Origin of the sequence: Erysipelatoclostridium sp. MSK.23.31, from assembly GCF_019125875.1 — a bacterium.
Lineage (GTDB): Bacteria > Bacillota_I > Bacilli_A > Erysipelotrichales > Coprobacillaceae > Thomasclavelia > Thomasclavelia ramosa.
Map to the genome: position 1 here is coordinate 49111 of NZ_JAHOCB010000011.1, position 13874 is coordinate 62984.

The window sequence follows — 13874 nt, forward strand, 5'->3', positions numbered from 1 at the left end:
AGGAGTTTACAATGGAAACGAAAAATATCTTACATGATATCGCAAAAAGGTGCGATGGGGACATATATTTAGGGGTGGTTGGACCGGTTCGAAGTGGGAAATCTTCATTTATCAAACGTTTTATGGAAATGGCGGTCATTCCATATATCGAAGATAAAGATGCAAAACTGCGTGCCATTGACGAATTGCCACAGTCTGGTAAAGGTAAAATGATTATGACTGTAGAACCTAAATTTATTCCTAATCAAGCAGTAGAAATGTTAATGGATGAGAATTTTAAAGTTAATGTCCGACTAGTTGATTGTGTTGGTTATGTTATTGAAGGAGCAAAAGGATATCAAGATGATCAAGGAATACGCTATGTTAAAACGCCTTGGTATTTAGAATCAATTCCATTTGATCAAGCAGCCAAAGTCGGAACGAAAAAAGTTATACAAGATCATTCAACAATTGGAATCGTTATAACTAGTGATGGTAGTATTTGTGATATTCCAGGAGCTAATTATAATGAAGCGACTGATAGTATTGTTGAAGAACTATTAGACATTGATAAGCCGTTTATTATTATAATTAATACTAAAGATGTCAACAGTCCTGCTTGTAAAAAAGAGTATGAACGTTTAACCGCTAAATATGATGTTCCAGTTCTATCTATGGATGTTACAAATATGGAAGAACCACAAATTGTTTCATTATTAAAAGATGCATTATATGAATTTAAAATCAGTGAAGTACGTATCGAGGTACCTAAATGGTTAGCAATGATGTCAAATAGTCATTGGTTAAAACAAACATTAGATACATCATTAAAAGAATCATTACAATCAATTAAAAAGTTTAAAGATGTAGAACGGATTGGTGATACGATCAGCGAATATGATTTTGTTGATAAAGCTTACTTAACAGGAATAGATACAACTACTTCAAGTGCTACTTTAAAAATTGAAGAACGTGAAGGGCTATATAATGAAATATTAGAAGAAATAATTGGCGATAAAGGATTTGATCAGGCAACTTTCTTAACCTTTATTCAAGAACTAGTAGATATAAAAAAAGAATATGAAGGTTTTTCAAATGCTATTAGAATGGTAAAGCAGACAGGATATGGTTATGCAATTCCAAAGTTAGATGAAATTGAGTTGAGTGATCCAGAAATTATTAAACAAGGACCTCGTTATGGGATGAAACTTGTTTCTAAAGCAGGAACTACTTATATGATCAAAGTTGATATTGAAAGTACTTTTGAACCAATTATTGGATCGAGGGAACAAGCAGAAGCATTTATTGAATATTTGAATTCTAGTGGAAATGATAAACAAGCGATTTTTGATTGTGATGTATTTGGTCGTAAACTTGGTGATTTGATTGAAGAAGGTATGTATATTAAGCTAAATGCAATCCCTGAAAATGCCAGTTTAAGACTGCATGATATTTTGTCAAAAATTGTTAATAAGGGCAAAAGTAATGTAATTGCAATTGTGCTATAAAAGTGCTTGAAATCGGTACTTTTTAATGTTATACTTTCGAAGTATTAGAATTATGGAGGTTGTTATGAACAAGAAAGAGTTAGTCGAAACAGTATCTAAAGAAAGAAACTTAACTAAAAAAGATGCCGAAATTTTAGTAGACACAGTTTTTAATACAATTACGCGTAGTGTTGTTGAAGGAGATAAAGTTTTAATCTCTGGATTTGGAACATTTAAAGTAAATGATCGTAAAGCTCGCAAAGGAATTTCACCAAAAACTCAAGAAGAAATGGTCATTCCTGCAAGCAAGACAGTTACATTCAAACCTAGTAATCGTTTGAAAGATGCAATGAATTAATCATTGCATTTTTATTTTATTAATAATAAGTTAATAATATAGTGTATAATAGAGTGTAAAGGAGTTGATATATATGCCATTTTATTATTTTCCAATGAATAGCTATTATATGTTTGGGTATTTATTAGTTATTATTGGATCATTAATTATGATATATGGTCAAATAAAAGTTAATAGTGCATATAAACGCTATGAAAGAATCCCCAATAGCCGAGGTATAACCGGAGCGATGGTTGCACGAGAAATTTTAGATCGAAATGGATTGAGTGATATTCAAATTCATGTTGTTAATGGAAAATTATCTGATCATTACAACCCTCGAAATAAGACAATCAATTTGTCACGTGAAATTCATGATGGAACATCGATTGCGGCACTTGCGGTAGCTAGTCATGAATGTGGGCATGCAATCCAGCATTTAGTTGGTTATAAGCCGCTCGTATTTAGAAATGCTATCTTGCCATTATGCAATGTTGGACAATATTTGGGATGGATTGCTGTATTTATTGGTTTGATCATGGGAAATACAAGTGTTGCTTGGATCGGAGTATTTTTAATGGGAGGAATCTTGTTATTTCAAATTGTTACTTTGCCAGTAGAATTTGATGCTTCTTCAAGAGCATTAAGAATCTTAAAAGCTAACTATCTCACTACCGATGAATATAGTGGGGCTAAATCAATGTTATCAGCAGCGGCGTTTACTTATGTGGCAGCGATGTTGTCGACGGTACTGTCATTATTAAGAATTGTATTGATCGTTATAGGTAATGATCGTGATTAAAAATCTCTTTTAGAGATTTTTTCTTTTATATTATGATAATTGATAGTATAATAATTAAGCGAGGAAAGTTGGTGTTATTTTGAAATTTTTACGAAAAAATCGTTTTAATATATTAATTGTTTTTTTAGTTTTAGTTTTAATAGTTGTTAGTTTTTATATGCTTTGGGTTCATGTTCCCTATTCAAAACATAAAAATGAGATTACAAGTATTGAAAATGTTATTGTTAAAGAGAATAATTATAGTAATGTTAAGTATTTTGACCGCTATAATAGTGATAAAAGTTACTATATTATTCGTGCAACCAAGGGCAAAAAACAACAATATGCAGTTTTTGATGAAAAATATAAATTAATTAAATCTTATAGTGGTGATGTAGTGGATCAACAAGTATGTATTAACGCATTTAAAGAAAAATATAAACAGGAGCCAAGTGAAGTTTCAGTTGGTTATGAAAATGAAATCTTTGTCTATTGTTTAATGTATCAAGGAAAGGATTCACTGGTTTATGCTTTTTATGGAATTGATAATGGGGAATTCGTAAAGGCATATCGAATTGATAATGGATAGAATGATGTTAAAGAGTTTAGTTGAAAGTAAATGCATTAATATTGAACGACTACTGGTGTTAAGCGCAAAGGAATTAAAGATTGACGGTAATGAATGTCATATTTTGCTGCTTATTTATACTTTAATGGAAGCAGGGATCAAGACAGTAACGCCACAGATGATTCAAAATTATTCGATGTTGACAAGTCATGATCTTAATAAGGTGCTACAAAGTTTATTAAATAAAAAACTTATTTATAACCGAGCTGGTTCAATTAGTTTGAATCATCTTGAAGATAAACTATTACAAGATCATGAATCAGCGAGTGCTAAACAAGAGGAGGAGAGTCTTAATATTGTTACTATTTTTGAAGAACAATTTGGACGACCTTTATCACCAATTGAATTAAATATTATTAAAGATTGGAAAGAAAGCGATTATAGTGATGAAATGATTGTTAAAGCCTTAAAAGAGGCAGTGAAGAGCCAAGTTCTTAATTTTAGATATGTAGAAGGGATATTGAATAATTGGGCTAAAAATGGTATTAAACAACGCTATGTTGAAAGTGAACAACCACAGCGAAAAGTTCCAATTAGTGAATATAAATGGTGGGAAAATGAATAAAGAAAAAACTAACCGAGTATTAGAATATTTTGATGAATTGTTTCCAGATGCTTATTGTGAACTTAATCATGAAAGTGATTTTCAATTATTGGTTGCAGTAATGTTATCAGCACAAACAACAGATAAAAAAGTTAATCAGTTGACAGAAAATTTATTCAAAAAATATCCGACTGTTGAAGCAGTAAGTCAAGCTAGTTTACCGGAATTAGAGCAGGATATTAAAACCATTGGACTTTATCGAAACAAAGCTAAAAACTTACTAGCATTATCACATGTTTTAATTGAGCAGTTTGATGGTATTGTACCAAGTGATCAAAAACAATTAGAGAGTCTACCGGGGGTAGGTCGTAAAACAGCAAATGTTGTGCGTTCTGTAGCATTTGATATACCAGCCTTTGCAGTTGATACGCATGTTGAAAGGATTTCTAAACGATTAGGCTTTGCTAAAAGAGATGACAATGTTTTAACTGTTGAAAAGAAACTATGTCGTTCTATACCAAGAAATAGATGGAATAAATCCCATCATCAATTTATTTTCTTTGGAAGATACTTTTGTAAAGCAACTAACCCTAGTTGTACAGAATGTAAACTGTTTGATATGTGTAAGGATCCGATTAAAAATAAATACTTATAGGCGCCTGAGGATGTCTTTTTAATAAAAAATATCAGCTTTATTAAAAGCTGATATTTTTATTATTATTCTCCAGGGTTTGAATTACCACCAACAGTAAAACTGATTGAAGCACTAACTGTATTAGTACCATCACTTTCAGTGATTTTAACGGTATATTGAGCACCTGGTGTTAATGCGAATTCTTTAGTTGCACTACCTGTAAAGGTACTAGGTGAACCAATTGTTCCTCCTGAAGAATTCATAAATTGAATCGTAATCGTATTACTACTGCTTTGAGCGTTTACTTTAATTGCAACTGAACTGGTTGCTGTGGTCGAACCATTAGTAACAGAAGAACCACCGGAAGTAATTGAATAATTTACTTTATCTAATTTAGCACTTGAACCAATTGTTTTTTCGATTTTATTAGATGTTGGACTACCGCTTGAATATGCATAATATCCAACAACCTTTACTTTACCGGTTGGGGCATAATCAATCGTACCACTATTTGTAGTCAATTTAGTACTATATAAAAGATTATTTGATTCATCATAGACTTCAACAACATAGACAATGTCAGGATTTGCAGGTTCATAGGCGGTAAAGCTAACATCTATTTTACCATTACCATTAATAGAAGCCTCGAATGCTGATAAAGTATTAATTTCAGGGTCTTTAGCTGCTGTAGTTGGACCATATCCTGTTTTAGCCCATCCTGTTAAGATTTGACTAGCAGGTGTATTAGCAGTCGGACTATCATATGTTCCCGCAACAACTTGAATTTGTTCAACACCAGATGGTTGCTCAGGATATGATTTTTTGTCGGTTGTATTTTTTTGTAAGTATTTTAGTAATTCAGCGACTACTTTAGCTGGATAAGCTTTATAGTCAGAAGTATTCTTACCTTTTTTGATACCTGTTGTATCAAATCCCATCCATACTGAACATGTATAGTCAGGGGTGTAAGCAGTCATCCATAAATCTCGGCTCTTACCTGCTTTAACATATGGACTAGTACTGTCCCAGTTAGACGTTCCTGTCTTAGCGCCAACGTTATCAAGTCCGCTTAGTGATGAATAACTTCCTGTAGTACTGCTTGAATAGCTTAACATTGTTTCACGAATCATGAAAGATACGTCTTCACCAATGCTTTGAGTAACATTTTTTTGCAATTCTTCATCAATTTTGACGGTTTTATTTGTTTCGACAACTTCAACATAGTTGATTGTATGAGATTCGATATAATTACCATTATTTGCAATCGTTGCATATGCACCAGCTAATTCAACTGGACTTACACCGGTTTTCCAGCCACCGATTGCATAAGTATCACTTAATTCTTTATCTTGGTCAGACATATCGATACCAACAGATTCCATGTCTTTAATAATCGCATCGCTGCCAGCTGCTTTTTTTACTTCTTGGAAAGTTGTAATGGCTGGGATATTCCATGAATTAAGCAGGGCATCAGAAATACTCATTGAACCATGGTACTGACCATCCCAGTTTTTAATTGTTTTACCGCCTAGAGTCAATGGCTCGTCTTTAACAGTATTAACAGTACTCCAATTTAGATATTTGTAGGCAAGACCATAGTCTAATAGTGGTTTCATTGATGAACCAGGCTGTTGTTTTACGGTAGCTTTATTTAAATCACCGGATTTGTAGTTATGTCCACCGATAACGGCGATGATCCGACCATCTTGAGTAGATTGAACACTACCACCCATTTGCATATCTTCATCGCTATATTTATAAGTTTCACCATTAGCCATTGCTGTAGCCATTTTTTGTACTTCTTGATTGCAATATGTATAGATATTCATTTGAGTTTCTGCAGGGTCCAAGCCAGTTTTTTCTTTAACTTCTTTAGTGACGATATCTACATAAGCAGCTAAAGCATCGTCAGAAGAAGTAATACCTTGTGATAAAGTATTTTCGACTTTTACTTGTTTTGCTAAATCACATTCTTCCTGAGTGATGTACCCATGATCAACCATTAAATTTAAAACTGTTGCTCGACGTTGAGTCGCTTTTTCTAAATTATAATATGGATCATATGCACTTGGCGAATTCAATGTTCCTGCTAATAGAGCGGCTTCTGGAAGCGTAAGTTGTGAGACATCTTTGTTAAAATAGTATTTACTAGCTGCAGCAATTCCGATTGAGCTAGTGCTGCGGCCAAAATAAATTTTATTTAAATATAAAGTAATTATTTCTTCTTTACTAATTTCTTTAGTTGCCTGAATTGCAAGAATGATTTCACTTAGTTTACGCGTATAAGTTTGTTCTTCTTTTGGAAAGTAAGATTTTTTAATTACCTGTTGAGTAATTGTTGATCCTCCCCCACGAATACTTAAATGAGCTAAGTTAGTGATCATTGTTTTAGCAATACGTGGTAAATCAAAACCGTTATGTTCAAAGAAACGAGAATCCTCTGCGGCAACAACGGCATCAATCAATACTTGTGGTAAATCCTCATAAGTAACGTTTTCACGTTTACCATTTGTGTCACTACCAAATGTATACATTAATTCACCATTAATATCATACATCTTACTCGCTTCCCCAGAAAGTAATTTTTTAGCTGAGAAATCATCGGTTTCTTTGTATACTGACCAGGCAAAGAAGCAACCCATGCCTAAACAGACTATTAAAATTACAACTACTAGAGATGTAGCGACTTTTTTCCAATTTAATTTTTTCTTTGTTTTTCTTTTTCTTGTAGGGCTATCTGTCATTTTCGTGACCTCCTAAATAATACTGATCAATTATCTTTAAATAATCTAAGCGGGGATTAAATCCCTGTTCAATTAAATGTCCCTTTTCTTTAACCGTTTGATAAGAGATAGATTTTTGATCAGGTTGATAGTATGCATCAATTACATATGATGCATTAACTAAGTATACCTCATTTAGATGGGTAAAAGCAATAATTACAAAAGCAATTCCCTGGTGTTCAATCACGCTTTTTAAATGTTCGATTTGATGAACACTAATATTCGTAAAAGGAAAATTCTGTTTTTTAGTTTCTTTTGCTTCAAAATCCAGATATTTACCTTTATATATCCCATTATAGTCGGTGGTTGAAGGAGTCTTAAAATATGCTTCAACAATTCTAGCTGCAGACCTTTTAGGATAATCTACTTTAACAATCTGAATCGGGGTAGGTTTTTTATGAATATTTGCGATTTTTCTAGCTAAATAATATTTATTAGTCAAATTTAAATCTTCTTCTAAATTCATTCCCCGATGACGAGTATTTAACTTTCCATCAATTAGCTTTGTTTGATGAACAGTTGTTTTTTTCATATTTGGATAATTAACCATGCTTGCTCCTTTTTATTACTTTACGAAGGTATTATACCATATCTGTCTTAAAATATCATAGTATCTTATGAGTTTCCAAAACATTGTCAATTTAAGTAAAATCACTAACATTATGTTAATAATCGATTAATCGCTTGCATTTAAGACAATTTTTTGTTTCAATATAAAGTAGAGATAAGGAGTTGATAAACTTGGAAAAGAAAGTAATGTTAAGCCCTAAAAAGATAATAGCTAAAGAATTCAAAGTAGATTTTAAAGGATATAATGCTGAAGAAGTAGATCATTTTTTAGATATGGTTGTAAATGATTATGAAGCTTTTGCAGCTATGTTAAATGCTTCGTATGATAAGATTGATCAACTGGAAGCGCGTTTAAGCGAACAAAAGATCAAGATTGCTAAACTTGAAAGAGAAAAGGCTCTTCAAGATGATAATATCCATGCGATGGAAGAAAATCTTTCTACAAACGTTGATATTTTAAAAAGATTATCGTTATTAGAAAAAGTCGTATTTAATCAGAATAGATAATTGTTAATAAGACACTTTATAAGCAATAAAGTGTCTTTTATTATGATGTAAAAGGGTTTTGACAGTAAAAATATCGATGTCAAAAGTTTTTGATAGACAATTAAGGGGATAAATGTGATGATGCAATCAGGAGGAAGGATTAATGGAAATTGCAAAGAAAATTAAAACAGCTCGTATAAAAGTTGAGCTAACTCAAGTGCATGTAGCTGATGAGTTGCAAGTATCAAGACAGACAATTTCAAATTGGGAAAATGCTAAAACTTATCCAGATATTATTAGTATTATTAAATTAAGTGATCTATATCAAATTAGTTTGGATGAACTATTGAAAGGTGATGATAAGATGATTGAACATTTGAATGAAAGTACCAATATTGTTAGTAGTAATAAAAAATTAATTTGTGTTGCTATAATTAATATTATTTTATTTTTTGGCTTAGTTATTTTTAATACTATAATTTCAAATAATAAATATTTACTGGCAAGTGTCCTGGTGATTGCTATGTGTAGTATTGCTGCTTTATTTTATCAGGTAATAAAAAAATTTTAGGAGAAAAGAAAATGAAATGGTATGAGATAATATTAGTTTTTATTGTTCTGCCTGGAGCCGTAAATACAGCTTATCAAGTTTTTAAGATAGCAGAGCTTGATGCTCGAAGTCGAGGGTTAAAACACCCTAAATTTTTAGGATTTATAGCGATTGGAGGACAAAATTCTAGCGGGCTGATTTTGTATTTAATTGGTCGCCATAAATATCCATCGACATTATCAAATCAAGATAGAGAAGTAATGAATTCACGAAAAAAGAAGGTTGGGGTCGGTTTGATTTTTATTGTCAGTGGGGCAATTGGACTGATTATTAATAAGGTATTGATAGGATAAAAATATATCTGGGGGTGACTTCTAAAGGAAAATTAGAGGAAAGCCTCTTTTTTTGTTATAAAAATACTCTTAAAGTTTAGTTGTTTAAACTCTAAGAGCACTTTTAATTAGATATTCTATTATAAATTATTATCAAACATTAGATTCTCATTTATTAATAATTGAATAATCTTTTCAAAAAGGTGGTGATAAACAAAGCTGAAAATACTACCGGCGATATTGGCAACGATTCTAATGATGATTGCATTTAAAAATCCAAATAAATCAATGGTGATTGCTAAGGCGCCAAAACAGTTGAAAACGGTCTGCCAATGATAACTGCCGCTAAAACCTACCATGATTCCTCCTAAAATCCCTGCTAACCCTAAATATTCTTTAGGAACTATTGTAAATAGTATCCCAAAAATTATACTGCCAACAACAACAAAAAGAGCACGATGTTTAAATTTATAGATAATTTGTTCATGATCGATGTTGATTATTGACATACATGCAAATGCAATCCACATAGTTCTTGAAAAATTAAGCATTTCTCCAAGAAAAATAACCAAGGCAATCGCACTGCTGATTTTTAGATACCAAAATGTTCGCTTGCTAGGACTAAAAAAATCTTTAAGAATGTCTTTGAAGTTAAGTTTCATCGTTTGTTGATAGTGACAATGATAATAGACAAGTGCTGTAAAGATGGCTGCAACCATCATGGCAATAATCCGCAGAGTATAACTGTTTTCGCTGACATCGTTTCCCCATAAGAGAATATAACCAAGAATAAAGGTAAAATGGTTAGCGTAACTAACTTGATGACTTGTAAGTATTAAGATTAGTAGTAAAGCGCTAAAATTTATTAATAACCCAAAGCCCAATGGGACTATATTGGCTAAATGCGGAGCAATAGCACATATTACAAAACTGGCAATTAGGGCTAATGTACTTTGTTTAATATTAAAATCTAAATCAGTAAAGCGAAGAGATAATACTGCCAACAGACCGATTATTCCTACTGAACTATTTTCATTTCCAAAAAGTGTTGTAAAAAAAGTGATAAAGATAATACAAAAGGCTAAGCAGAAAATATTTCTTAGGATCATTGCTGCAATATAACGATGTTTATCTTTTTTTGTAGGTGTATCACTAATTGCAGCTTTTAAGTTTTTAACATTTAATTGCATTGCTTGATAAATAGTCATTATTGTCCTCCTTTTAAGGTTATATTAGATTTTTTTATTAAGTTGATTAATTGTGTAAAATCATCAGATGGTAATTTCTTTTTTAATTGATAGATGGGTTCTAAATAATAAGTATATATATCATCAAGATGTTTTCTTCCTTGTGCAGTTATTTTTAAACAATAACTACGTTTATCAAATGGGTGTGGACTTTTAAGTAACAGTTCTTTTTTATTTAATTGCTCAATAAGACGGCTTACTAATGGTTTTGATACACCCATTCGTTTGCTGATAATAATAGGGGTAATTATTTCATCATCGATAATTAGTATTGATAATAAATCTAGTTCGTCTTTAGTAAGAACATTTTTTGGCTTACCTCGGCGATTTAATAAATGCGAAAACAAACGAATTTCTTGTGAGTAATTTATCATTTTTATCCATTCTGGTTCTTTCATAATTCCACCTCTTAGTTAACTTTATTAACTATATATTATTCATAAAAAAAGAATTGTCAATAACGTCAATTTAAAAAATAACAATTTTTTTATTTTAGGTGTATACAACATTCTTGAGGTGCGATTGCATGGTAGGGATGGAAAATATTTGGATAGGAACTGGAAGTTTGGAAATCACTGAATAAAGCGCTTTGAGTAACTATTAGAATAATAGTTCTGATTAATTTGCAACTTTTAGCAAGATGATATTGAATCGAATAGCTGATAGGATGGAAGTAACAGAGGTTTTTGATAAAAATCTTGGTGTAAGTAATTTAGGTAAAATCGTTATATTGAATTTAATCATCGTGGTGTTGATAAAGTGAAAGAAATGAAGTTGAAAATAGTGTAGCAAGGATTAAAGTGGAATATGATTATATAACTAAAGCATCTAATAAGGAAGGCTATTGCAAAAGTAATTGATAAATTTGTTTTATCACGACTGTTTGAAAAATAATACTTGTTTTCTATTTCGAAATAAGTAAAATATAATAGACTCGTAGAAAACGATTGCTACAAAAGTAGAGGAAAGTCCAGGCTTCCACAAGCTGCGATGCTTGTAGTGTTTGTATGTGACGAATCAATAAGTCACAGTAGCGTGAGCTAACGACGGGCCTAAGACCTAAGCGTAAGTATGGTTGATAAGCCGTAAAGTGCCACAGAGACTATTCTAATCGAAAGATTAGCTGAAAAGAGGTAAACTCTGCAAGGAAGAAACCCAAATTTGGTAGGGGAATCGTCTAAACGGAAATGAACGCGAAGGCGGATGCATGTGCATAGATAAATAATCGTTTGAAAAACAGAACTTGGCTTACAAAACGAGTCGTTATTTAGCTGAATATTTTCAGCTTTTTTATTTGTCTATTTTTTTATCCTCGTTTATAATTATTAAAGAGGTATGAATATGAATAAACATGATAAAACAAGATATGTATTTGCTCAAGCAATTAAAGGTTTAATTAAGGTTCATCCCTTGGATAAAATTGCAGTAACTGATATTGTTACACGCAGCGGGATGACGCGTCAGACATTTTATCGCTACTTTAAAGATAAATATGACTTGGTTAACTGGTACTTCGAAAAGCTGGTTTTAAAGTCATTTCGTCAAATGGGCGATGGGTGTTCTTTACAAGAGGCTTTACAATTAAAGTTTGCTTTTATTAAAAGCGAACATTCCTTTTTTAAAGAAGCATTTAAATCTAATGATTATAATAATCTGGTTAATTATGATTTTAATTGTATATATGAGTTTTATAAAAACATCATTGAGAAGAATTTGGGGCAATCAGTTACTGCTGATATTGATTTTTTGTTAAAGATGTATTGCAAAGGATCGATTGATATGACCGTTGAATGGGTATTGAGTGATATGCCGATTAGTATAGATGATATTGTAAAATTATTGATTGAAGCATTACCGCAACGGTTAGAGCCATTTATTTTAAATATAAAAAAGTAAGGAGACATACTTTTTTATTACTGCAACTAAATTGCATGACAATCACGAAAATGTTACAAACGCTTACATCTGTAACTTGAATATATTGAAAAATCCATGTTAAAATTTTATCAAGAAATAAAACAAAAGGAGATTTTAATATGGCAAACAGATTTATTTTAAATGAAACAAGTTATCATGGAAGTGGTGCTATCAGGGAAATCGTAACTGAGGTAAAGGCTCGTGGCTTTAAAAAAGCAATGGTATGCTCAGATCCGGATTTAATTAAATTTGGAGTTACTAAAAAAGTCACAGACTTATTAGATGCAGCAAATTTAGACTATGTAGTTTATTCTGATATTAAACCAAATCCAACTATTGAAAATGTTCAAAGCGGTGTAAAAGCTTTACAGGAAGCCAAAGCGGATTATATGATCGCTATTGGTGGAGGTTCTTCAATGGATACTGCTAAAGCGATTGGAATCATTGATAAAAATCCTGAATTCAGTGATGTAAGAAGTCTTGAAGGTGTAGCTGAAACTAAAAATCCTTGTACACCTATTTTGGCTGTTCCCACAACCGCTGGGACTGCAGCTGAAGTTACAATCAATTATGTAATTACTGATGCACAAAAAGATCGAAAGATGGTTTGTGTTGATCCTCATGATTTACCAGTTGTTGCATTTGTTGATCCAGACATGATGGCAAGTATGCCGAAAGGATTGACTGCTGCTACAGGAATGGATGCTTTAACTCATGCTATCGAAGGTTATATTACCGCAGGAGCATGGGAAATGAGTGATATGTTCCACATTAAAGCGATTGAAATTATTGCTCGTTCATTAAGAGGTGCTGTTGAAAATACTCCTGAGGGTCGTGAAGGTATGGCATTAGGACAATACATTGCTGGAATGGGATTTTCAAATGTTGGTTTAGGAATAGTTCACTCAATGGCTCACCCATTAGGTGCTTTATACGATACACCTCATGGAGTGGCTAACGCGATTATTTTACCAACAGTAATGGAATATAATGCTCCTGCAACAGGGACTAAGTATAAAGATATTGCTGAGGCAATGGGTGTTGATACTACAGGAATGGATCAAGAAGCATATCGTAAAGCTGCTGTTGATGCGGTAAAAAAATTATCTCAAGATGTGGGAATTCCAGCTGATTTAAAAGAAATTGTTAAAGTTGAAGATCTTGACTTTTTATCACAATCAGCATATGATGACGCTTGCCGCCCTGGTAATCCACGAGAAACTAGCGTTGCTGAAATTAAAGAATTATATCAATCTTTATTATAATAAGTATTAGAAAAAGGCTGTAAGTTTTGTACCAGTATTCTGATAGTTAGATTTTTGAGCTAACTTTTGGGGGTCACATCAATCCATAGCCTTTTTTTTGATTTTGTGATTTAATGTGTTTGTTAAAAATTACTTGACCGTTTATATTGTCAACTTGTAGACTAATAAATGGATTAAAAAAATTACTCAATTAATTTCAATTAGTTTATAAATAGTTTATATTTATAAAGTATCATATATAAGGTGGTTTTTTTAAGGTATATTTTTTTAAAGTCTTTCATAAAATAAATATGATTAGGTTATTGTCATAAATAATAATTATGATATAATTTAT

15 protein-coding genes and 1 other RNA gene are annotated in these 13874 nt (G+C 31.8%); 12 read left to right on the top strand and 4 right to left on the bottom strand.

Features of this window, described 5'->3' with window-relative positions:
* Nucleotides 1-11 precede the first annotated feature (11 nt).
* From spoIVA to nth, 6 genes are all read left to right on the top strand, one after another.
* Entirely contained in the window at nt 12-1487 is a 1476-nt protein-coding gene (gene spoIVA / locus KSU54_RS06920) for a stage IV sporulation protein A (RefSeq protein WP_003534431.1), read from the top strand.
* Nucleotides 1488-1551: 64 nt separating this feature from the next.
* Nucleotides 1552-1824 (top strand): HU family DNA-binding protein, encoded by a 273-nt coding sequence (locus KSU54_RS06925; protein WP_008792745.1) that lies wholly within the window; start codon nt 1552-1554, stop codon nt 1822-1824.
* Between the two features lie 73 nt (nt 1825-1897).
* Complete coding sequence (locus KSU54_RS06930; RefSeq protein ID WP_008792744.1) at nt 1898-2605, top strand: zinc metallopeptidase; 708 nt, start codon at nt 1898-1900, stop codon at nt 2603-2605.
* Nucleotides 2606-2684: 79 nt separating this feature from the next.
* Complete coding sequence (locus KSU54_RS06935) at nt 2685-3173, top strand: hypothetical protein (protein WP_008792727.1); 489 nt, start codon at nt 2685-2687, stop codon at nt 3171-3173.
* Between the two features lie 4 nt (nt 3174-3177).
* Entirely contained in the window at nt 3178-3777 is a 600-nt protein-coding gene (locus tag KSU54_RS06940) for a DnaD domain-containing protein (protein WP_008792726.1), read from the top strand.
* Nucleotides 3770-4411, top strand: coding sequence for an endonuclease III (gene nth / locus KSU54_RS06945; protein ID WP_020994200.1), 642 nt, complete (start codon nt 3770-3772; stop codon nt 4409-4411). The genes KSU54_RS06940 and nth overlap by 8 nt, the downstream gene beginning before the upstream one ends.
* Nucleotides 4412-4473: 62 nt before the next feature.
* On the opposite strand, the gene KSU54_RS06950 is transcribed toward nth, so the two are convergent.
* Both KSU54_RS06950 and recU read right to left on the bottom strand, forming a co-directional pair.
* Nucleotides 4474-7134 carry a transglycosylase domain-containing protein gene (locus tag KSU54_RS06950; RefSeq protein WP_008792724.1) on the bottom strand — a complete coding sequence of 887 codons (2661 nt, stop codon included), beginning with the start codon at nt 7132-7134 and terminating at the stop codon, nt 4474-4476.
* A complete protein-coding gene (recU, locus tag KSU54_RS06955) occupies nt 7124-7723 on the bottom strand; it encodes a Holliday junction resolvase RecU (protein ID WP_003534420.1) in 600 nt (199 codons plus the stop codon). The genes KSU54_RS06950 and recU overlap by 11 nt, the downstream gene beginning before the upstream one ends.
* A gap of 206 nt (nt 7724-7929) precedes the next feature.
* Between recU and KSU54_RS06960 the strand changes: the two genes are divergently transcribed.
* From KSU54_RS06960 to KSU54_RS06970, 3 genes are all read left to right on the top strand, one after another.
* Nucleotides 7930-8250 (top strand): DivIVA domain-containing protein, encoded by a 321-nt coding sequence (locus tag KSU54_RS06960; protein ID WP_003534419.1) that lies wholly within the window; start codon nt 7930-7932, stop codon nt 8248-8250.
* 142 nt (nt 8251-8392) lie between these two features.
* Entirely contained in the window at nt 8393-8800 is a 408-nt protein-coding gene (locus KSU54_RS06965) for a helix-turn-helix domain-containing protein (RefSeq protein ID WP_217751457.1), read from the top strand.
* A gap of 11 nt (nt 8801-8811) precedes the next feature.
* Nucleotides 8812-9132: a hypothetical protein gene (locus KSU54_RS06970; protein WP_003534417.1), complete on the top strand. Its 321-nt coding sequence runs from the start codon at nt 8812-8814 to the stop codon at nt 9130-9132.
* 119 nt (nt 9133-9251) lie between these two features.
* On the opposite strand, the gene KSU54_RS06975 is transcribed toward KSU54_RS06970, so the two are convergent.
* Both KSU54_RS06975 and KSU54_RS06980 read right to left on the bottom strand, forming a co-directional pair.
* On the bottom strand, nt 9252-10319 hold the full coding sequence (locus KSU54_RS06975) for an FUSC family protein (protein WP_003534416.1): 1068 nt from the start codon (nt 10317-10319) through the stop codon (nt 9252-9254).
* On the bottom strand, nt 10319-10756 hold the full coding sequence (locus KSU54_RS06980; protein WP_003534415.1) for a MarR family winged helix-turn-helix transcriptional regulator: 438 nt from the start codon (nt 10754-10756) through the stop codon (nt 10319-10321). Before KSU54_RS06980 ends, KSU54_RS06975 begins: the two co-directional genes overlap by 1 nt.
* 536 nt (nt 10757-11292) lie before the next feature.
* Here KSU54_RS06980 and rnpB point away from each other — a divergent pair.
* The 3 genes from rnpB (at nt 11293) to fucO (ending at nt 13540) form a co-directional block, all read left to right on the top strand.
* Nucleotides 11293-11612, top strand: an RNA gene (rnpB, locus tag KSU54_RS06985) — RNase P RNA component class B.
* Between the two features lie 87 nt (nt 11613-11699).
* Nucleotides 11700-12254 (top strand): TetR/AcrR family transcriptional regulator C-terminal domain-containing protein, encoded by a 555-nt coding sequence (locus KSU54_RS06990; protein ID WP_008792721.1) that lies wholly within the window; start codon nt 11700-11702, stop codon nt 12252-12254.
* A 140-nt stretch (nt 12255-12394) separates the two neighbouring features.
* On the top strand, nt 12395-13540 hold the full coding sequence (fucO, locus tag KSU54_RS06995) for a lactaldehyde reductase (protein ID WP_003534412.1): 1146 nt from the start codon (nt 12395-12397) through the stop codon (nt 13538-13540).
* Nucleotides 13541-13874: the final 334 nt, after the last annotated feature.

Bases quoted from the DNA above. Each gene is read 5' to 3' on its own strand.
- spoIVA (WP_003534431.1), top strand. From the start codon at position 12: ATGGAAACGAAAAATATCTTACATGATATCGCAAAAAGGTGCGATGGG.
- KSU54_RS06925 (WP_008792745.1), top strand. From the start codon at position 1,552: ATGAACAAGAAAGAGTTAGTCGAAACAGTATCTAAAGAAAGAAACTTA.
- KSU54_RS06930 (WP_008792744.1), top strand. From the start codon at position 1,898: ATGCCATTTTATTATTTTCCAATGAATAGCTATTATATGTTTGGGTAT.
- KSU54_RS06940 (WP_008792726.1), top strand. From the start codon at position 3,178: ATGTTAAAGAGTTTAGTTGAAAGTAAATGCATTAATATTGAACGACTA.
- nth (WP_020994200.1), top strand. From the start codon at position 3,770: ATGAATAAAGAAAAAACTAACCGAGTATTAGAATATTTTGATGAATTG.
- KSU54_RS06950 (WP_008792724.1), bottom strand. From the start codon at position 7,134: ATGACAGATAGCCCTACAAGAAAAAGAAAAACAAAGAAAAAATTAAAT.
- recU (WP_003534420.1), bottom strand. From the start codon at position 7,723: ATGGTTAATTATCCAAATATGAAAAAAACAACTGTTCATCAAACAAAG.
- KSU54_RS06960 (WP_003534419.1), top strand. From the start codon at position 7,930: ATGTTAAGCCCTAAAAAGATAATAGCTAAAGAATTCAAAGTAGATTTT.
- KSU54_RS06965 (WP_217751457.1), top strand. From the start codon at position 8,393: ATGGAAATTGCAAAGAAAATTAAAACAGCTCGTATAAAAGTTGAGCTA.
- KSU54_RS06970 (WP_003534417.1), top strand. From the start codon at position 8,812: ATGAAATGGTATGAGATAATATTAGTTTTTATTGTTCTGCCTGGAGCC.
- KSU54_RS06975 (WP_003534416.1), bottom strand. From the start codon at position 10,319: ATGACTATTTATCAAGCAATGCAATTAAATGTTAAAAACTTAAAAGCT.
- KSU54_RS06980 (WP_003534415.1), bottom strand. From the start codon at position 10,756: ATGAAAGAACCAGAATGGATAAAAATGATAAATTACTCACAAGAAATT.
- KSU54_RS06990 (WP_008792721.1), top strand. From the start codon at position 11,700: ATGAATAAACATGATAAAACAAGATATGTATTTGCTCAAGCAATTAAA.
- fucO (WP_003534412.1), top strand. From the start codon at position 12,395: ATGGCAAACAGATTTATTTTAAATGAAACAAGTTATCATGGAAGTGGT.